This window comes from Saccharothrix longispora (assembly GCF_031455225.1).
GTDB lineage: Bacteria > Actinomycetota > Actinomycetes > Mycobacteriales > Pseudonocardiaceae > Actinosynnema > Actinosynnema longispora.
On sequence record NZ_JAVDSG010000001.1, the window covers coordinates 4232007 to 4252127 of the forward strand.

16 protein-coding genes are annotated in these 20121 nt (G+C 72.8%); 7 read left to right on the top strand and 9 right to left on the bottom strand.

Annotated features, from left to right (window positions below; genetic code table 11):
- Positions 1-76 precede the first annotated feature (76 nt).
- Entirely contained in the window at positions 77-2977 is a 2901-nt protein-coding gene (locus J2S66_RS16880) for an aconitate hydratase (protein WP_374726088.1), read from the top strand.
- Between the two features lie 349 nt (positions 2978-3326).
- The gene (locus J2S66_RS16885) at positions 3327-5513 is read left to right on the top strand and encodes a pectate lyase family protein (RefSeq protein WP_310308057.1); all 2187 of its coding nucleotides are present in this window, start codon (positions 3327-3329) and stop codon (positions 5511-5513) included.
- Here J2S66_RS16885 and J2S66_RS16890 read toward each other — a convergent pair.
- Both J2S66_RS16890 and J2S66_RS16895 read right to left on the bottom strand, forming a co-directional pair.
- Complete coding sequence (locus J2S66_RS16890; RefSeq protein WP_310308058.1) at positions 5438-5698, bottom strand: hypothetical protein; 261 nt, start codon at positions 5696-5698, stop codon at positions 5438-5440. The genes J2S66_RS16885 and J2S66_RS16890 overlap by 76 nt on opposite strands.
- 201 nt (positions 5699-5899) lie before the next feature.
- Positions 5900-7507: an alpha/beta hydrolase gene (locus J2S66_RS16895; protein WP_310308059.1), complete on the bottom strand. Its 1608-nt coding sequence runs from the start codon at positions 7505-7507 to the stop codon at positions 5900-5902.
- Between the two features lie 111 nt (positions 7508-7618).
- On the opposite strand from J2S66_RS16895, the gene J2S66_RS16900 reads away from it, so the two are divergent.
- Positions 7619-7861, top strand: coding sequence for a hypothetical protein (locus tag J2S66_RS16900; protein WP_310308060.1), 243 nt, complete (start codon positions 7619-7621; stop codon positions 7859-7861).
- Between the two features lie 470 nt (positions 7862-8331).
- Here J2S66_RS16900 and egtD read toward each other — a convergent pair whose 3' ends face one another.
- The 5 genes from egtD to J2S66_RS16925 all read right to left on the bottom strand — a co-directional run bounded on the left by egtD (position 8332) and on the right by J2S66_RS16925 (position 13523).
- A complete protein-coding gene (gene egtD, locus J2S66_RS16905) occupies positions 8332-9306 on the bottom strand; it encodes an L-histidine N(alpha)-methyltransferase (RefSeq protein ID WP_310308061.1) in 975 nt (324 codons plus the stop codon).
- Complete coding sequence (egtC, locus tag J2S66_RS16910; protein ID WP_310308062.1) at positions 9303-10052, bottom strand: ergothioneine biosynthesis protein EgtC; 750 nt, start codon at positions 10050-10052, stop codon at positions 9303-9305. The genes egtD and egtC overlap by 4 nt, the downstream gene beginning before the upstream one ends.
- 2 nt (positions 10053-10054) lie before the next feature.
- Positions 10055-11395, bottom strand: a complete 1341-nt coding sequence (gene egtB / locus J2S66_RS16915; protein WP_310308063.1) for an ergothioneine biosynthesis protein EgtB — start codon at positions 11393-11395, stop codon at positions 10055-10057.
- Entirely contained in the window at positions 11392-12645 is a 1254-nt protein-coding gene (locus J2S66_RS16920) for a glutamate-cysteine ligase family protein (RefSeq protein WP_310308064.1), read from the bottom strand. Before J2S66_RS16920 ends, egtB begins: the two co-directional genes overlap by 4 nt.
- 284 nt (positions 12646-12929) lie before the next feature.
- On the bottom strand, positions 12930-13523 hold the full coding sequence (locus J2S66_RS16925) for a Scr1 family TA system antitoxin-like transcriptional regulator (protein ID WP_310308065.1): 594 nt from the start codon (positions 13521-13523) through the stop codon (positions 12930-12932).
- A gap of 128 nt (positions 13524-13651) precedes the next feature.
- On the opposite strand from J2S66_RS16925, the gene J2S66_RS16930 reads away from it, so the two are divergent.
- Together J2S66_RS16930 and J2S66_RS16935 are read left to right on the top strand one after the other, a co-directional pair.
- Positions 13652-14245, top strand: a complete 594-nt coding sequence (locus tag J2S66_RS16930) for a TetR/AcrR family transcriptional regulator (RefSeq protein ID WP_306746481.1) — start codon at positions 13652-13654, stop codon at positions 14243-14245.
- A 74-nt stretch (positions 14246-14319) separates the two neighbouring features.
- The gene (locus J2S66_RS16935) at positions 14320-14784 is read left to right on the top strand and encodes an acyl-CoA thioesterase (RefSeq protein WP_310308067.1); all 465 of its coding nucleotides are present in this window, start codon (positions 14320-14322) and stop codon (positions 14782-14784) included.
- Here J2S66_RS16935 and J2S66_RS16940 read toward each other — a convergent pair.
- A complete protein-coding gene (locus J2S66_RS16940; protein WP_310308069.1) occupies positions 14781-15845 on the bottom strand; it encodes a TetR/AcrR family transcriptional regulator in 1065 nt (354 codons plus the stop codon). The two genes, J2S66_RS16935 and J2S66_RS16940, sit on opposite strands and share 4 nt — an antisense overlap.
- A 93-nt stretch (positions 15846-15938) precedes the next feature.
- On the opposite strand from J2S66_RS16940, the gene J2S66_RS16945 reads away from it, so the two are divergent.
- Positions 15939-17114 carry a cytochrome P450 family protein gene (locus tag J2S66_RS16945; RefSeq protein ID WP_310308070.1) on the top strand — a complete coding sequence of 392 codons (1176 nt, stop codon included), beginning with the start codon at positions 15939-15941 and terminating at the stop codon, positions 17112-17114.
- A gap of 68 nt (positions 17115-17182) precedes the next feature.
- Positions 17183-18493, top strand: a complete 1311-nt coding sequence (locus tag J2S66_RS16950) for a cytochrome P450 (RefSeq protein WP_310308071.1) — start codon at positions 17183-17185, stop codon at positions 18491-18493.
- Positions 18494-18586: 93 nt separating this feature from the next.
- Here J2S66_RS16950 and J2S66_RS16955 read toward each other — a convergent pair whose 3' ends face one another.
- Positions 18587-20062, bottom strand: coding sequence for a peptide MFS transporter (locus tag J2S66_RS16955; RefSeq protein ID WP_310308072.1), 1476 nt, complete (start codon positions 20060-20062; stop codon positions 18587-18589).
- Positions 20063-20121: the final 59 nt, after the last annotated feature.

A 20121-nucleotide genomic window follows, 5' to 3' on the forward strand; every position in this document is an offset into this window, starting at 1 on the left:
CACCGCGCCGGCAGGTGCGGAAGACTCGGCAGCAGTTCCGACCCAAGAGTTCCCGACCGACTTTGCGCGTCACCAGATGTCACCAGATGGAGTTCCCGTGACTGCACCAGCGAGCAAGGACAGCTTCGGCGCCCGCGGCACGCTCACCGTCGGCGACGCCTCGTACGAGGTGTTCCGGCTGAGCGCGGTCGACGGCGCGGAGCGCCTGCCCTACAGCTTGAAGATCCTGCTGGAGAACCTGCTCCGCACCGAGGACGGCGCGAACATCACCGCCGACCACGTGCGGGCCCTCGCCGGCTGGGACCCGTCGGCCGAGCCGGACACGGAGATCCAGTTCACCCCGGGCCGCGTGGTGATGCAGGACTTCACCGGCGTGCCCTGCGTGGTCGACCTGGCCACCATGCGCGAGGCCGTCACCCAGCTGGGCGGCGACCCGACGAAGGTCAACCCGCTGGCCCCGGCCGAGCTGGTCATCGACCACTCGGTCATCGCCGACATCTTCGGCCGCCCGGACGCGTTCGAGCTGAACGTGGACCTGGAGTACGAGCGCAACAGGGAGCGCTACCAGTTCCTGCGCTGGGGGCAGACCGCGTTCGACGAGTTCAAGGTCGTCCCGCCGGGCACCGGCATCGTGCACCAGGTGAACATCGAGCACCTGGCCCGCGTCGTCATGGTCCGCAACGGCCAGGCGTACCCGGACACCCTGGTGGGCACCGACAGCCACACCACCATGGTCAACGGCATCGGCGTGCTCGGCTGGGGCGTCGGCGGCATCGAGGCCGAGGCCGCGATGCTCGGCCAGCCCGTGTCGATGCTGATCCCGCGCGTCGTCGGCTTCAAGCTGCACGGCGAGCTGCCCGCCGGGGCCACCGCCACCGACCTGGTGCTGACGATCACCGAGATGCTGCGCGAGCACGGCGTCGTCGGCAAGTTCGTCGAGTTCTACGGCTCGGGCGTCGGCGCGGTGCCGCTGGCCAACCGCGCCACCATCGGCAACATGAGCCCCGAGTTCGGCTCGACCTGCGCGATCTTCCCGATCGACGGCGAGACCATCGACTACCTGAAGCTGACCGGCCGCTCGGCCGAGCAGCTGGCGCTGGTCGAGGCGTACGCCAAGGAGCAGGGCATGTGGCACGACCCGTCGGTCGAGCCGGTGTACTCCGAGTCCCTGGAGCTGGACCTGTCGACGATCGTCCCGTCGATCGCCGGCCCCAAGCGCCCCCAGGACCGCATCGAGCTGACCGCCGCCAAGTCGGCGTTCCGGCAGGCGCTCGGCGCGTACGTCAGCGACGACGTCACCGGCGGCGAGGAGCGCAAGCCGGGCGTCCCGCAGAACACGCAGCCCTACGGCGCCGACTCGCCGGTGGACGAGGCGTCCGCCGAGTCGTTCCCGGCCAGCGACCCGCCCGCCTTGTCCGACGGTGACGAGGGCGGCGCGCCGCGCGTCGTCCACACCGCCGCCGAGGGCGCCCAGGGCCGCCCGTCCAACCCGGTGAAGGTGAGCCTGGACGGCGCCGAGTTCGAGCTGGACCACGGCGCGGTCGCGATCGCCGCGATCACCTCGTGCACCAACACCTCGAACCCGTCGGTGATGATCGGCGCGGCGCTGCTCGCGAAGAAGGCCGTGGAGAAGGGCCTGGAGCGCAAGCCGTGGGTGAAGACCACCCTGGCGCCGGGCTCCAAGGTCGTCATGGACTACTACGAGCGCGCCGGCCTCATGCCGTACCTGGAGAAGCTGGGCTTCCACCTGGTCGGCTACGGCTGCACCACGTGCATCGGCAACTCCGGCCCGCTCCAGGACGAGATCTCGGCGGGCATCGCCCACGGCGACCTCGCCGCGGTGTCGGTGCTGTCGGGCAACCGGAACTTCGAGGGCCGGATCAACCCGGACATCAAGATGAACTACCTGGCGTCCCCGCCGCTCGTGGTGGCGTACGCGCTGGCCGGCTCGATGGACAAGGACATCACCACCGAGCCGCTGGGCACCGACCAGAACGGCGAGCCGGTGTACCTGGCCGACATCTGGCCGTCGCCGCAGGAGATCTCCGAGGTCGTCGCCGCGTCGATCTCGCCGGAGGGCTTCACCAAGGGCTACGCCGACGTGTTCGCCGGCGACCAGCGCTGGCAGTCGCTGCCCACGCCGACCGGCAAGACGTTCGAGTGGGCGGAGGACTCCACCTACGTGCGGAAGCCCCCGTACTTCGAGGGCATGGAGATGGAGCCGGCCCCGGTGACCGAGATCGGCGGCGCGCGCGTGCTGGCGCTGCTGGGCGACTCGGTGACCACCGACCACATCTCCCCGGCCGGCGCGATCAAGGTCGACTCGCCCGCGGGCGAGTACCTCACCGAGCACGGCGTCGAGCGCAAGGACTTCAACTCCTACGGCTCGCGACGCGGCAACCACGAGGTCATGATCCGCGGCACGTTCGCCAACATCCGGCTGCGCAACCTGCTGCTCGCCGACGAGAACAACGGGCAGGGCGTGCAGGGCGGCTTCACCCGCAACTTCCTGGAGGAGGGCGCGCCGCAGACCACGATCTACGACGCGTCGGTGGCCTACGCCGAGGCCGGCGTGCCGCTGGTGGTGCTGGCGGGCAAGGAGTACGGCTCCGGCTCGTCGCGCGACTGGGCCGCGAAGGGCACCTCGCTGCTGGGCGTGCGCGCCGTCATCGCCGAGTCGTTCGAGCGCATCCACCGCTCCAACCTGATCGGCATGGGCGTCCTCCCGCTCCAGTTCCCGAACGGCGAGACCGCGTCGTCGCTCGGCCTGGACGGCACCGAGACGTTCGACTTCACCGGCATCACCGCGCTGAACGACGGCGACACGCCGCGCACGGTGCACGTGACCGCCGCGAAGGGCGACGGCTCGAAGGTGGAGTTCGACGCGGTGGTCCGCATCGACACCCCCGGTGAGGCCGACTACTACCGCAACGGCGGCATCATGCAGTACGTGCTCCGCAAGATGGTCCGCGGCTAGTCGACCGACCGGTCAGGGGCCGTCCACCTCCGGGTGGGCGGCCCCTGACGCGTGTCAGCGGTCCGGCGGCGCGGTCCCCTCGGTTCCGCGCCCTGCGCGCAAGACGCCGGATGAATGCCCGCGACCATTCCGCGATTATCTTCCAGACGACCTGGAATGAATTCCTCGCACATACGTGAACGGTGTCGAATAAACCGTCGAAATCTGTCGAATCTGTCGAACAGGTGCACGGTTGTGAAATTCGTTGACATTCGCGAACCGACCCCTTGAAAGTGGCGACATCGCCGCCAGGTGCTCAACCCGCGTACTGCCGACGACGAGGTCGGCACCGGTCCAATGGAGGACTCTCGTGAGGAGAACAACCGCGTTGGCGATCGCCGCGACGCTCATCGGCGGGGTCACCACGGCCATCACCGCGACCACACCCGCCGCCGCCGCGGAGGCGTCCCCGATCGGCTTCGCGTCGGTGAACGCGCTCGGCCGGAACGGCACCACCGGCGGCGCGGGCGGCGCGACCGTGACGGTCTCCACCGCGTCGGCGTTCATCAGCGCCGTGAAGAGCAGCGCGCCGATGATCATCCAGGTCAACGGCACGATCCCGTTGAGCGGCATGCAGGACGTCGCCTCGGACAAGACGATCATCGGGGTCGGCACCGCCGGCCGGATCACCGGTGGCGGCCTGGACGTCGACGGCACCAGCAACGTGATCATCCGCAACCTGACCTTCACCGGCGCGGGCGACGACGCCATCAACATCACCGACGGCGCGCACCACGTGTGGGTCGACCACAACGACATCTCGGGCGCCTCGGACGGCGCGCTCGACGTGAAGCGCGGCTCGGACTACGTCACCGTGTCCTGGAACAGGTTCCACGACCAGACGAAGAACTCGCTCGTCGGCCACTCCGACGGCAACGGCGGCCAGGACCGCGGCAAGCTGCGCATCACCTACCACCACAACCTCTTCGACGGCACGGCCGAGCGCAACCCGCGCGTGCGGTTCGCCGACCCGGTGCACGTGTTCAACAACTACTACCGGAACATCCGGGGCACCGACTCCTACGGCGCGGCGACCGCCATGGACGCGGGCGTGCTCGTCGAGGGCAACTACTTCGACAACGTCGCCGCGCCGACGAAGATCCAGATCTTCGAGTCGGACCCCGGCCGCCTGGTGCAGCGCAACAACGTGTTCGTGAACTCCGGCGCACCCGAGTCGGACGGCACGGTCGTCGAGCCGCGCACCTACTACCAGTACTCGGTGGACGACCCGAACACCGTGCCCGCCTCCGTCGGCGCCGGCGCGGGCGTCGGCAAGCTCGGCAACCCGACCCCGGACACCACCGCGCCCAGCGCCCCGAGCGGCCTGCGCGCCACGGCGTCCACGTCGTCCAGCATCACCCTCGGCTGGACCGCCTCCACGGACGACGTCGGCGTCACCGGCTACACGGTGCACCGGCAGGGCGGCGCGCAGGTCGGCACGTCGAGCACGCCTGGCTTCACCGCCACGGGCCTGGCCGCGAACACCGACCACACGTTCTACGTCGTGGCCCGCGACGCGGCCGGCAACACCTCGCCCGCGTCCGGCGCGGTCACCGCGCGCACGGCCGACGGCCCCGTCCCGCCGACCGGAGGACCGGTGGGCTTCGCGTCGGTGAACGCGCTCGGCCAGAACGGCACCACCGGAGGCGCGGGCGGTCCCGAGGTCACCGTCACCAACGCCGCCGACTTCATCGCCAACATCAAGGCCGACGGGCCGCGCGTGGTCCGCGTGCAGGGCCTCATCACCCTGCCGGCCGGCATGTACGACGTGTCGTCCGACAAGACGATCATCGGCGTGGGCTCCGCGTCGGGCATCACCGGCGGCGGGCTGAACGTCGGCCTGCCGGTGTCGAACGCGACCTCTCCCCCGGCGAACGCCGTGCACAACGTGATCATCCGCAACATGGTGTTCCGGGGCGCGAACGACGACTCGATCAACGTCCAGATGTTCAGCCACCACATCTGGATCGACCACAACGACCTGTCGGCGGGCAAGGACGGCCTGATCGACATCAAGCGCGGGTCCAGCTACGTGACCGTGTCGTGGAACCACACGCACAACCACACCAAGAACATGCTGCTGGGCCACGACGACGGCAACGGCGCCCAGGACATCGGCTACCTGAAGGTCACCTACCATCACAACTGGTTCGACAAGACCCCGCAGCGCAACCCGCGCGTGCGGTTCGGCAACCCGGTCCACGTGTTCAACAACTACTTCTTCGACAACAGCGACGTCGGCGTGGCGTGCCAGGCGCAGGCGGGCTGCTGGGTGGAGGGCAACCACTTCGACGACGTCGAGGAGCCCATGACCACCAGCTACGCGGGCCCCAAGGGCAACATCGTGCAGAAGGACAACCTGTTCACCGGTGAGTCCGGGAACCCGGTGGTGGGCGGCTCCGTCCAGGACCCGCGCACCTACTACCAGTACACGACCGACCCGGCGGCGAACGTGAAGGCGCTCGTCACCGCGGGCGCGGGCACCGGCAGGATCTGACCGCCGCGCGCGACCCGGGGGCCGTCCACGACGAGGTGGGCGGCCCCCGACCCGTTCACAGGTCGTAGTCGCCGTCCTCGACGCCGGCCGCAGGCGTGGGGCTCGACCTGGAGGGTGCCGGGGACGAGTTCGCCGGAGCAGCACAGCGACGACACGGCCTGTTCGGCCCGCTCGTCCCCCGCCACGCCGAAGTGGTCGACGAGGCGTTCCAGCTCGACCGGGCCGGGGTTCCGGGCGTGGCGGGCGCGCAGCGCGGCGATGGGTTCGCGGCGGTGGGTTCGCGGCGGTGGCCTGCCCGGTGGCCGTGCAGCACCTGCGGCAGAACCTGGAACCGGTGCTGCCGGCGGGTGCGGCCGTCGCGTTCACGACGACCGCACCCGACCGGTTCAGAACGGTTGGGCGTTGGGCTGGAAGACCTGGCCGTCGGCCGGGGCCTTGAGGTTGACCAGGTAGTCGGTCACCAGGGTGTCGACGCCCGCGCTGTCGCCGAGGATGCAGTGCCCGAACGCGTCCACGCTGACGAGCCGCGCGTTGCCGAGCTGCGCGGTCATCCGCTTGGAGAACTCGTACTGCGTGGCCGGGTCGTAGTAGTTGCCCACCACGACGACCGGGTTCGGCGTGCGCTTGTTCCACGGGCCCGCCCAGCGGTCCGGGCGCGGCACCGGCCAGGTCGGGCAGGTCAGCAGGTCCGACGCGGCCTGGTAGCGGCCGAACGTGGGCGACTCGCGCTCCCACTTCGCGGCCAGCACCGGGAACAGCTCCGGCACGCGCAGGAACGGCTTGTCGGTGCAGTTCACGCCGTAGTACGAATCGTCGTACTCGTACGGGGTGTCGGCGGTGATCCCGGCGCGGATGTCGGCCAGGCCGCGCCTGTTGTTCAGCGGCGGCAGCAGGGCGGCCTGCTCCTGCGCGGAGAACGTCGCCGCACCGGGGTGCAGCACCGCGTAGACGCTCTGGAGCCACGCGGCGAGCGCCTTGAAGCGGGTCGGCGCGTACAGGTCGCTCGCGACGCGGCCGACGTAGCCGGACAGCGTCACGACCTCGCCCGAGGGCAGCGCGACCGGCTCGGTGCGCAGGTGGTCGCGGACCTCGTCGAACTTGGCGCGCGGGTCGCCCTCGCTGTAGGCGCACTTGTCGCCCTCGGCGTCGCAGCGGTCGAGGAACGCGTCGAGCGCCAGCTCGAAGCCGCCCTTGGCGCGCTGCCGGTCGTACTCCGGGCCGTTGGTGGTGCGCAGCTTCGGGTCGACGTTGCCGTCCAGCACCAGGGCGCGGGACTTCGACGGGAAGATGTTGGCGTAGGTCGCGCCGAGCAGCGTGCCGTAGGAGAAGCCGACGAAGGTCAGCTGCCGGTCGCCCACGCCCTGCCGGAACAGGTCGAGGTCGCGCGCGACGGCCTCGGTGGACATGTGCTGGAGCAGCGGACCGGCGTTGCGGGCGCACGCGTCGGTGTAGTCGACGGTGGCGGCCATCGTGTCGCGGATCTCGGTGCGGGTGATCGGGATGGCCGACATGCGGCCGAACACCTCGTCGGCCTCCTCCAGGGTCTGGAAGCAGCGCAACGGCGTGCTGCGGCCGACACCGCGCGGGTCGAAGCCGATGAGGTCGAACCGCTTCATGACCTCGGGCTGGAAGAACGAGCCGCCGTAGGCGGAGTAGATCAGGCCCGCACCACCCGGACCGCCCGGGTTGATGAACAGCGAGCCGATCCGGTTGGCCTGGTCCTCGGCCGGGCGCTTCATGAGCGCGACCGTGATCTTGGGCCCGCGCGGCCTGGCGTGGTCGAGCGGCACGGGGTGGTTGGCGCAGCTGACCTTGGCGCGCTCGGCCGCGGGGATCTCGGCGAGCACGTCGTCGGCGCAGGTCGACCACTGGATGGGGGTCGCGCCCTGGGCCTGCTGGGCGTCTTGTGCGGCGGCGGGACCGGTTCCGACCAGGCCGGAGAGGGCGGTGCCCGCGGCCACGGTCAGAGCCAGTGCTCTGAATCTGAGTTGCATGGGGTGGTGCTCCCTCGCTTCACTCGGCGTCGCCCCTCAGTGACTCCGCGACGCCACCGCGCGAGGCTTTCACTCGTTCGTGGTGAGCAACACCCGCAGAACGGAGGATTCGTGTCCGGCAAACGGTTCCTCCCCGGCCTCGAACTGTCCCGGCGCTTCTACCGCGAGGCGGTCGAACCGCTGGTCAGGGCGCACTTCGGGGAGGTCCCGCACAGCGCGGCGCTGATCGGTCCCGGGTCGGGGGTGCTGGGCTTCGGCACCGAGCGCTCCGCGCGCCGGGGAGGTCCGGGCGGCGTTGTCGGAGCACCTGCCGACGGTGTTCCCGGGCTACCCGACGCACTTCGCCGGCGGTGACGACGAGGGCGCGAGCGCGGTGCCGGCGCACACCGACGGCCCGTTGGCGCGGAGCGTGGAGGTGACGGACCTGGGCACCTGGTTCGACCGGCGGCTCGGGTTCGACCCGCGCGCGGGCGTCACCACGGCGGACTGGCCGGCCGCGCCGACGCAGCGGCCGGCGGAGACCACCGGCGGGTGGGGTGTTCCACGACGGGCTGGGGCAGTTGGCGGCGGTGCGCGACGCACTGGGCCCGGCCGAGCCGATCGACCCGGCCGCCCGCCCGTTCCACTCCCGCCCGTTCCGGGTGCTGCGCGCGGACCGGTTCACCCGCGCGCTGCGCGAGTCGTACCCCCAGCCCCCGAGAGTCGTACGTCCAAGACCCCTGAGTTCTACACTCGCGCGTAAAGAACTCAGGGGTCCCGGGCGTACGACTCTCGGGACCCGAACGTACGACTCGCGCGGGTCGGGGGTACGACTCGCGGGTGGGTCAGGCGGCGGCGCGGGCCAGGGAGAGCGCGAACCGGCCCTCGGCGTCGGTCCACCAGCGGTGGAGCTCGAACCCGGCGGCGCCCAGCTCGCGCTCCACGCCCTCGCGCCGGAACTTCGCCGACACCTCGGTGCGCAGCTCCTCCCCCTCGGCGAACGTCACGTCGAGGCCGAGCGCCGCCACGTGCGCCTTGACCGGCCGCACGGCCCGGAGCCGCATCTCGATCCACTCCTCCTCGGCGTTCCACAGCGCGACGTGCGCGAAGTCGTCCGGGTCGAAGTCGGCGTCCAGCTCCCGGTCGAGGACGCGCAGCACGTTCCGGTTGAACTCCGCCGTCACGCCCCGGGCGTCGTCGTAGGCGCGGACCAGCACGTCCGGGTCCTTGACGAGGTCGGTGCCCAGCAGCAGCCACTCCCCTCCGTCGAGGACGTCGCGCACCGAGGAGAGGAACTTGGCGCGCTCCTCGGGGATCAGGTTGCCGATGGTGCCGCCGAGGAACGCCACCAGGCGCGGTGACGTGCCGGGCAGCAGGTCGAGGTGCTCGGTGAAGTCGCCGACCACGCCGTGCACGTGCAGGCCGGGGTAGTCGGCGAGGATCGCCCGCGCCGCCTCGACCAGCGCCGACGACGACACGTCCAGGGGCACGAACTCGCGCAGCGAGCCCTGGTCGCGCAGCGCGCTGAGCAGCAGCCGCGTCTTCTCCGACGAACCGGACCCCAGCTCGACGAGGGCGTGCGCGCCGGTCGTCGCCGCGACCTCCGCCGCCCGCTCCAGCAGGATCTCCCGCTCCGCGCGGGTCGGGTAGTACTCGGGCAGTCGGGTGATCTCCTCGAACAGCCGGCTGCCGACCGCGTCGTAGAACCACTTGGGTGACACCCATTTGGGGTACGCGGTCAGCCCGGCCCTCGCCTCGGCGCGCAGCGCGACCGCGGCGTCCTCGGGCGTCAGGTGCACGTCCAGCACAGGCTCGGTCATCCTCGTCCAATCGGTTGAACGTCCACTGTAGACACATCAGCCGCGACGACGCACCCGTCGGGGACCTCGCGCCAGCGCGGGTCGTCGTCGAGCGGCTCGGAGGCGAGCGTCACCGCGCCGCCACCCGCGCGCACCCACAGGGAGTGGGTCCACGTGGTGCCGGCGAGCGCGGTGCCGTCGGTGATCAGCAGGTTGAGCCGGGAGCCGGGTGCGGCGGCGGCCACGTCGGACACCACGCCGGCCAGCGCGGCGGCGGGGCCCTCGCCCGCCGCCAGCCGGGACCGCACCAGCGCCCACAGCAGCGCCGAGTCGGTCGGCGCGTCCAGCGTCAGCAGCGCGGCCGTGGGCAGCGCCCGCGCGAGGTCCACGACGGACCCCGGCCAGCCGGCCACGCGGCCGTTGTGGCTGAACAGCCACCGGCCGTCGGTGAACGGCGCGCACGCGGTGTCGGCCACCGGCATGCCCACCGTCGCCGACCGCACCGCGGCCAGCACCGCGCCCGACACCGCCACCCGGCACAGCTGCGCCAGGTTCTCGTCCGACCAGATCGTGCCCGCCCGGCGGTAGCGCACCGCCGGACCGCCCGGCGCGGGGTACCAGCCCACGCCGTAGCCGTCCACGTTGACCGTGCCGCCGCCGCGCATGTCCCCCGGCGCGTACGACTGCCGCACCAGCGAGTGCGGCGGGTCGTGCACCAGGGTGGACACGGGCACGGCGGGACCCAGGTAACCCAGGTGGCGGCACACCGTCAGGTCAGCTCGTCCCGCTCCGCGTCCCGCGCGCAGCGGAACCCGGCGAAGATCTGCCGCCGGATCGGGTAGTCCCAGTTGCGGAACGTCGAGCGCACCGCCGACGCGTCGCTCCCGAACGACCCGCCGCGCAGCACCTTGTGATCCGGTCCGAAGAACACCTGCGAGTACTCGGCGTACGGGAACACCTCGAACCCGGCGTAGCCGCGGAAGTCCGAGCTGGTCCACTCCCACACGTCGCCGATGAGCTGGTGCACGCCCAGCGCCGACGCGCCCGCCGGGTACGCGCCGACCGGCGCCGGCGACAGGTGCCGCTGACCGAGGTTGGCGTGCGCCTCCGTCGGTTCCCCGTCACCCCACGGGTAGCGGCGCGACCGGCCGGTGGCGGGGTCGAAGCGGGCCGCCTTCTCCCACTCGACCTCGGTGGGCAGCCGCTTGCCCGCCCACCTCGCGTACGCCTCGGCCTCGTGGAAGCAGACGTGCACCACCGGCTGGTCGGGGTCGAGCGGCGCGGTGACCCCGAAGGCCGTGCGGAGCCACCGGTCGCCCTGGCGCTCCCAGAAGCGGGGCGCGCGCAGGGACGCCTTCCGGGCGTGCGCCCAGCCCGCCTCGCTCCACCAGCGCGGGTCCCGGTAGCCGCCATCGGCGATGAAGTCGGCGTACGCGCCGTTCGTGACGGGCGCGGTGTCGATGAAGAACGGGTCGGTGACGACCCGGTGCGCGGGCCGCTCGTTGTCCAGCGCCCACGCCTCGGTCGAGGTGCCCATCGTGAACGGGCCGCCGGGCACCAGCACCTCGGCCGGTCCCACGGGGCCGCCGCGCGGCGGTGGCGGGGCGTCCAGCACCGGGTCGCCGACGCGCAACTGGTGCGTGGCCAGCATCGTCTCGGCGTGCTGCTGCTCGTGCTGCACGATCATGCCGAACGCGAACCCGCCGTCGAGCAGCCTGCGCCCCTCCAGCGGGCTGCTCTCCAGCACGTCGAACACCTTGTCGCGGACCTCGCCGACGTACCGGCGCGCCTCGGCGGGGCCGAGCAGCGGCAGCTCCGGGCGGGCCGAGCGGGCGTGCTTGAACGCGTCGTACAGCTCGTCGATGTCCTGGCGGACCGGTTCGCGCCCGCCCACGTCGCGCACCAGCCAGAGCTCCTCCTGGTTGCCGATGTGCGCGAGGTCCCACACCAGCGGCGACATCAGCTTCGAGTGCTGGCGCACGAGGTCGTGGTCGTCGACGGCGTCGGTGAGGAGCCTGCTGCGGTCGCGCGCCCTGGTGAGCTGGGCGGCGACGTGGTCGCGCAGGGCCCCGGTGGTGGCGCCCGGTCCGGTCGTCTCCCGTGCGGTCATGAACGGCCCCCTCCGGTCTTGTCCTCGCCGGTCTTGTCGTCGATCGCGCGGTGCAGCTCGGCGGCGATGGCCTCCGTCTGCTCGTCGGTCAGGTCGGTGTGGCACAGCGCGGCGCAGCCCAGGTCGACGACGTCGCGCGCGGCACGGGCCAGCACGGGGTCCCGCAGGCCGTAGCGCGCGGCGGCGAGCCAGCGGCCCGCGGCGGTCTCGGTGGCCGCGAGCACGCCGTCCACCGTGGCGGGTGTGCTGAACAGCGCGGCCATCAGCACCACCGGCGGCAGCCACCGGCCGTCCGGCGGGGTGTCGAGGTAGCGGACCTCCAGGTAGCCGCGCGGCCGGACCGGCGGGAACTGGAGCGTCAGGTGGTAGTCGAGGTCGTCGCGGGTGGCCGGCCGGTCCAGTGCGCCCCCGACCCAGTCGGCGAAGGTCAGCGGGTGCGGCGGTGCCCAGTCCGGCCCGGGTCTGCGGATGGCGATGACGGGCGTGTCGAGGACGCGCCTCGCCCAGGCCCGCGCCGGGTCCGCGCACACCGCGGCGGGGCGGGTGCGCACGGGGTCGGTGGCGTAGAGCGTGCGCATCCGCGCGCTGGCCCAGTCCGTGCGGCGGCCGTTGACGCCCGGCGAGTTGGCGAACAGGGCGTTGAGGACGGGACCGAGCGCGTGGACGGCGGCCCAGCGCTTGGGGAGGTCCTCGGCGTGGCCGAAGTCCAGGCACACCTGGAGGCCGGCCGTGCTGCACATCATGGTGATGCCCTCGGGCCCGAGCGGGGCGAAGGCGCGTTCCATCGCGGCGTAGCGGGGAACCCGGAGCATGCGGCGGGGTGGGCGGAACGGGTCGGCGCCCCGTTGCCCGAGGCGCAGTCCGGCGGGTTCCAGCAGCTCCCGGAGGTGGGTGACGTCCTCGGCGACGACGGTGAGGAGGTCGGTCAACGACTCGCGGGGCGGGGTGGAGATCTCGACCTGTCCACCGGGCTCCACGGTCAGCGGGGTGCCGGACGGCAACGGTCGCTGGGGGCTGTCGGGGACCAGGGTCGGCGGGGCGTGCTTGCCGAGTGCCGACGCGAGGGTTCTGGCGTCGAGCGGTCGGGCCGGGTCGTCGGCGTGGTGGACGGTGAACTCCAGTTCCACTCCGAGCAGCCTCGGAGGTCCGTGCTTGAAGCAGACCGAGGCGACGTAGGCCTCGGCCTCGGCACGGTCCCGGAACACCGCGGGCGCGGGACCGGGGGCCGGTGTGTTTCGGACAGCAGTCAACGGTGTCACTCCCCGTGATCTTCGTCGTCCGTTCGACGCTACACGGGGGGACTGACACACGCAGGAGGTCGAAACCCTTGCGGATCAATGACATGGCGGGTGCGCGAGGTGCACCCGGTCGGGCGAAACGGAATTGTCGGACTCGGGCGGGTGGACGGACACCGGGGGTTCCCCGGCGCGTCACCCGATGTCGAGGCCGCCGTCCACCACCGGCAACCTCGCCGGGCCGGTCGCCGGTGGCCGGCCGGCTCCGCGCCCTTCGGCTTTCGCGCGGGCGCGTGCGCTCACGTGCGCTCGCGGGCGGCGGTGTCCGCGGGACCTCCCCGTGCCCGGTAGGACCCGGCTCGGGAGCGGAAGGCGTCGATCGACGCCGGCACGTCCAGCGCTATCCGCTCCAGCAGCCCACCCCTCGGTCCGCCCCACGGCTCGGTGAACGAGGAGCGCAGCCTCCCCCCGTGCCCCGCCCGGAACGGCACCAGGCGCACCGCCGCCTCCCGCGCCGCCTCGGCCAGGGCGTCGCACTGCTCCGCCATCACGCCCGCGTCGCCGACCTCGGCGTGCAGCGCCGCCTCGTGCAGGAAGTACCGGACCGCCGTCCGCTGCCCGTCACCCGCGTCGCCGTCACCCAGCGCAAGCGCGTACGCGGCCGTGCGCAGTGGTCCCGGCACGCACAGGGTCTCGAACACGACCACCCCGGTACCGGCTTCCCGCACGCCTTCGGCGGGCGGCACCAGAGCCGGCCCGGCGCCGACCAGCCGGATCAGGTCGATCAGGTCGGGCCCGCGGCGGGAGCGGTCCGCGGTGGACGGTCCGCCCCCCGCCCGGCCGAGGCCCGCCACCAGGCGCAACGACGGTCGGACTTCCTCACCAGCGGTCACGGTGGGTCACCGTAGCGAGGACGACTCCGGTGGTCCGAGCCCGACGCGGCAAATGCACACCAAAGGGGACATGCCCAAGCCGTACGTACTGATTGGATTTCACAGTGCGGTACTGGCAACATCGACCGGTGCCCAGGGTGAGCCAGGACCACCTCGATGCCCGCCGCCGCCAGATCCTCGACGGCGCGCGTGCGTGTTTCGCGCGCTTCGGCTACGAAGGCGCGACCGTCCGCCGCCTGGAGGAGGCTACCGGCCTGTCCAGGGGCGCCATCTTCCACCACTTCCGGGACAAGGAGTCGCTGTTCCTCGCGCTCGCCGAGGACGACGCCCTGCGGATGGCGGAGGTGGTGGCCGAGCAGGGGTTGGTGCAGGTGATGCGCGACCTGCTGTCGGCGCCCGGCCCCAGCGACGCCGAGCACCCGGCCGACTGGCTGGGCACCCGCCTGGAGGTGTCGCGCCGGCTGCGCACGGACCCGGAGTTCCGGGCCCGGTGGGCGGAGCGGTCGCGGCAGTTGACCGACGCGACGCGGCAGCGGTTGGCCCGCCAGCGCGAGGCGGGCAACCTGCGCGACGACGTGGACGTGGACGTGCTGACCTCGTTCCTGGAGCTGGTGCTGGAGGGCCTGGTGTCGCACCTGGCGATGGGCCTGCCGGCGGACGACCTGGAGCCGGTGCTGGACCTGGTCGAGGAGAGCGTCCGCAGGCACCGCCGGACCGGCTGACGGGGCGGCGCCACTCGGAGCAGTCACCGTTGGGCCGAGGTCGCGCGGGCGCGTGACGCCCTAGTATCGCGCGCATGGCCGACCCGCGTCCTGCCCACGTGCACCGGGTGCGGGTGCGCCCGGTCGACTGCGACCGCCAGGGGATCGTCCACGCCTCGCGCTACGCCGTGTTCTTCGAGGCGGCCATGGTGGAGACGCTGCGGTCGCTGCTCGGCTCCTACCGGGAGCTGGAGCGGCACGGCGTGGACTTCGTGGTGGCCGAGACGTCGATCCGCTACCTGAACCCGGCGCGGTTCGACGACCTGCTGCGGATCGCGGTGCGCGTCCGCACGCTGGGCACGACGACGCTGACCATGGGGTTCGACGCGGACGTGGACGGCACGCCGGTGGCGGCGGGCTGGAACCGGTACGTCTCGTTCGGCACGCCGGAGCTGCGCAGCACGCCGATCCCGGAGGACTTCCGCAAGGTCCTGGAACGCCGCCCGGCGGCCGGCCGCACGGCGCGCGCCACCAGGTCCGCGCCCACGCCCCGGAGCTAGGTGCGCGCCCGCACCCCGGGGGTGAGCGCGGCGCGGACCGCGTGACCCGCGCCCGCGCCCTCGGCACGCGCGACCACCCGCCCCGCCTCGACGCGCACGGCGACCTCGGTCTCGTCGCTGACCGCGGGCACGCCGGCCGCGCGGGCGAGGGCCGCGGTCTCGTCGCAGACCACCGCGACGCGGGGCCAGGCGGCGGCGGGGAACGCCTGCCGCAGGCACCCGGTGAGCTGCGTGACGGTGAAGCGGGCCAGCGGCGCCAGCTCCCCCGGCTCGCCGGTCACCACCGCCACGGTGACCGGTCCGCCGCCGCGCGCCGCGTCCTCGGCCGCGGCGAGGCGGTTGAGCCCCAGCACGACGACCACGCCGTCGGGTCCGGGCGTCACGGGCGCGTCGCGCACGAGGTCGACGCCGACCGGCGGGTCCCACGGCGCGTCGCACCTGGTCACCGGCGGTCCGGCGGGGGGCACCCACCAGTCGGTGAGGTCCAGCCCGGCGAGCTGCTCGCACGCGCTGACCACGTCGAACGGTTCGCCGAAGCCGGGGGCGGCGGCGGCGAGCTGGGACGCGCCGTGCAGGGTCGTCAGCACCGCCTGGGCGTCGCGGGACAGGCGGTGGTGCGGCGCGCCCGGCGTGCGGGTGACGGGGTCGAGGGCCTCCATGGCGAGGGCGAGCAGCAGGGCGTCGAGCGCGAGCAGCTGGGCGAACGGCCGCCGCGTGGCGTCGTCGGCGGTCACCTCGGGCAGGAAGTCGCGGTGCAGCGGGTCGTGGGCGAGGGAGGTGACCCAGGCGCGGGCGAGCGCGCCGAGTGAGCCGCGCAGGTCCTCGCCCGCGCGGGCGGACGGCGGGGCGGCGGCCCGTGCGGCGAGGTCGGCGAGCACCGCGAAGTAGAGGGCGCGCTTGCCGGGGAAGTTCGAGTACACCGCGCCCCTGGTCAGGTCGGCGCGCTGGGCGATGGTGTCGATCTTGGCGTCGCGGAACCCGCGCTCGGCGAACTCCTCGCGTGCCGCCGCGAGCACCCGCGCCCGGTTGCGCTCCTGCGTCTCGGCCCTGCTCAGCCGCACCTCCGCACCCCCTCGTCCGCCCGCGTCGTCGGCTCACGATACCGTCGTCATTCAGATGGCAAGAACATCTGATCTCAACATCCGGAGGATGCGTTGACCGTTCCCGAGATCGACCCCGCCGACCCCGGCGTGCTGCTCGACCCGTTCACCGCCTACGGCGCGGCGCGCGAGGACTCCCCCGTGGCGCGGATGCCCGTGCCCGGCCTGGGCTCGCTGTGGATCGTCACCCGGCACGGCGACGCCCGCGCGATGCTCACCGACCCGCGCTTCGCGATGGACGCCAAGAGCTACCTGCGCCCGCCCGGCATCCCCGAGCACTGCCTCCGGTACATGCGCACGATGTCCGAGCTGGACGGCCCCGAGCACACCCGGCTGCGCAGGCTCGCCTCCCCCGCGTTCACCGCCCGGCGCGCCGACGCCTTCCGGCCCCGGTTCGAGCGGATCGTGGACGGGCTGCTCGACGCGCTGCCCGAGGGAGAGGTGGACCTGCACGTCCACCTCTCCCGCCCGTTGCCGATGGAGGCGATCTGCGAGCTCGTCGGCATCCCCGTGGCCGACCGGCCCCGGTGGCGGGAACTGGGCGCCGCCGTCGCCGCGGGGTACGGCGACGGCACGGCGTTCACGAAGGCAGTCCCGGAGATCGTGGAGGGCGCGCGGGCCGCCGTGGCGCGGTGCCGGGCCGAGCCGGGCGACGATCTGGTCTCCGAGCTGCTGCGCACCCGGGCCGAGGACGGTGACCGGTTCACCGACACCGAGCTGGTCGCCCTCGTGTGGCACCTGGTGCTGGCCGGGCAGACGCCGACGAACCTCGTCACCAACGCCCTGCACGCGCTGCTCACGCACCCCGACCAGCTCGCCGCGCTGCGCGCCGACCCCGACCTGCTGCCCGGCGCCGTGGAGGAGCTGACCCGGTGGGTGGGGCCGCAGCTGCTCACCACGCCCCGGTACACGACGGAGGAGGTGGTGATCGGGGACGTCGTGATCGGCGCGGGCGAGGCGGTGACGGCGGCGATCGCGTCGGCCAACCGCGACCCCCGCGCGTTCGACTCGCCCGACGAGCTGGACGTCACCCGCGCGCCCGGCGCCGGTCACCTCGCCTACTCGCACGGCCCGCACTTCTGCCTGGGCGCGGCGTTCGCGCGGGTCCAGACCGAGGTGGCGCTGGGCGCGGTGCTGCGGCGGTTCCCGGACCTGGCACTGGTCGGGGAACCCCGACCGATCCCGGACGGCGGCACGTGGCGGCTCGCGTCGCTGGTGGTCACCCGCTGACGGGAATCCGGGCACCGTTCCCGTGCCGTGTCCTTGATCCTTTGCGGCGACTGCGACACCGTGGGCGCATGCCGTCCACGGTGAAGAACGCAACGCTGCTGTTACTGGGGCGCGCGGCCGTCCGCGCCCACGCCCTGCTCGGCGACCCGGCCGCCCGGGTCGTCGGGATGGGGTCGGCCCACGACCCGTACGCCGAGTACGAACGGGTGCGCCGCGCCGGCGTGCTGGTCCGGAGCCGGCTGGGCCTCTACCTCACCGCGTCGCACGAGGTGTGCTCGTCGCTGCTGCGCGACCCCGGCTTCGGCGTGCTGCCGCCGAACGCGCTGGCGCCCGTGGACTCCACGGCCCACGCGGGCGGGCGACGGCTGGTGAACCCGGTGGAGGAGTCGTTCCTGGTGCGCAACCCGCCCGACCACACGCGGCTGCGGCGGCTGGTGACGCCGTGGTTCACGCCGCGCGGGCTGCGGGCGCAGGCCGCGACCGTCGAGCGCGTCGTCCACGCCCACCTCGACGAGGTCGCCGCGCGCGGGACCTTCGACCTGGTGGGCGACTTCGCGGCGCGCGTGCCGATCCAGGTGATCACGGAGCTGCTCGGCGTGCCGAACGCGGACCACGCGTCGTTCGCCCGGTGGGGCAGCGCGCTGGTCAACGCGATCGACGGCGTGCGGGACATGGGCGAGATGCGCGCCCTGCACACCGCGCTGCGCGAGTTCGACGCGTTCCTGGACGACCTGATCGCCTTCCGCAGGCGCGAACCCGGCGACGACGCCGTCTCGGCGCTGGTGTCCCGCGAGGACCTGAGCCGCGAGGACCTGGTCGCCACCACGGGGCTGCTGCTGGTCGCCGGGTTCGAGACGACGGTCAACCTGATCGGCAACGCGGTGCTGGCCGTGCTCGGCGACCCCGCCGTCCGCGAACGCCTCGTCGCCGACCCGTCGCACGCGGACGCCGTGGTCGAGGAGACCCTGCGCACGGACCCGCCGGTGCAGTACACGGTGCGCGTGCCGGCCGAGTCCACCGTGATCGCCGGGACGAGGGTGCCCGCGGGCACTCCGGTGATGCTGCTGCTCGCGGGGGCGAACCGCGACCCGGCCGTCTTCGCCGACCCGCACCGCTTCGACCCCGACCGCGCGGACGTGCGCGAGCACCTCGCGTTCTCCTCGGGCATCCACTACTGCCTGGGCGCGGGCCTGGCGCGGATGGAGGCCGCCGCGGCGCTGCGCGGGCTGTTCACCCGCTTCCCGGACCTGCGCCCCGCGGGCCGCGTGCGCCGCCGCCCGTCCCGCGTCATCCGCGGCGCCGCCCACTTCCCCGTCACGACGGGCACCGTTCCGGCGCACGCGACACATCGACACCCGATAGTGGAAATCACCGGCTGAACCACGGGGTCGTGGTGCAGACTGGAACCGGCGAGCAGACCCGCCGCACCGCCGCCGCGGCGGGTCCTCGCCTCTCCGCTCCGGCGCGGAACCTCAGTCCACGCCCCGCATCAGGCGGTGGATGGACTTGGTCGACGCGACCAGCGCCACGCCCAGCAAGATCGCCACGCCGCCGAGCACGCCGAAGTAGGTCACGGCCGTCTCGTCGCTGTAGAACCGCACCACGATCGCACCCACGCCCTGGCCGGCCGCCGCCGCCAGGAACCACAGGCCCATGGTCTGCGAGGCGAACGCGCGCGGCGCCAGCTTGGTGGTCACCGAGAGGCCCACCGGGGACAGCAGCAGCTCGCCGCAGGTCATCACCAGGTACATGAGCACCAGCCACAGGAAGCTCACGCGGACCGACGGGTCGCCCTGGCTGACGATCATCATCAGCAGGAACGACAGGCCGACCAGCAGCAGCGCGTAGCCGAACTTGCGCGGCGTCACCGGCTGGCGCCTGCCCAGCTTCACCCACAGCAGCGCGAACAGCGGCGCGATCGCGATGATCATCACCGGGTTGATCGACTGGATGAACGACGGCGGGAACGCCAGGCCCAGGAAGGAGTTGTCCACGCGGGTGTCGGCGAACGCGGCGATCACCGTGGCGCTCTGCTCGAACAGCAGCCAGAACATGGCCGCCGCGATGAACAGCGGGATGTAGGCGATGACGCGCGAGCGCTCGTCCGACGTGGTGCGCGGGCTGCGGATCATCACCGCGAAGTAGCCGATCGGCAGCAGCACGGAGAACAGGCTGATCAGGTTGATCACGCCCTCCGCGCCCAGCACGCCGAGCACCACGAGCAGCGCCACCACGGCCACCGCGCCGAGGGTGACGGCGGCGATGCGGCCGATCACGCGGGCGCGGTCGCCCTCGGGCAGCGGGTTCGTCGGCGCGGCGGCGGAGTCGCCCAGGCCGCGCCTGCCCAGCCGGTAGACGACCAGGCCGAGCGCCATGCCGACGGCGGCGGCGCCGAAGCCGAGGTGCCAGTCGTAGTTCTCACCCAGGAAACCGCACACCAGCGGCGCGAGGAAGCCGCCGAGGTTGATGCCCATGTAGAAGATCGTGAAGCCGGCGTCGCGGCGCGGGTCGTCCTTGGCGTACAGGCCGCCGACGACCGTGGAGATGTTCGGCTTGAGCAGGCCGGTGCCCAGCACGATCAGGATCAGGCCGGCGTAGACGCCCGCCAGGCCGATCGGCAGCGCCAGCGCGACGTGCCCGAGCATGATCAGCACACCGCCGTGGAAGACGGCCCGCTGGCCGCCCAGCACGCGGTCGGCCAGCCAGCCGCCCGCCACGCCGGACATGTAGACGGCGGCGCCGTAGATCGCGACGAGCGAGAGCGCGAAGCTCTTGTCGAGCCCGAGAGCGCCTTCGGCCGTGGAGCGGTACAGGTAGTAGGCGAGGATCGCCTTCATCCCGTAGTAGGAGAAGCGCTCCCACAGCTCCGTGAAGAACAGCGTGGACAATCCTCGTGGGTGGCCGAAGAAGCCCCGCTGCGGGGTGGAGACGGCGCTCGTGGCGCTCACTGGGTCCTCCTGATGTCAACGATGTCACCCGCGGCGTTCGGCTCACGTTACGCCGGATG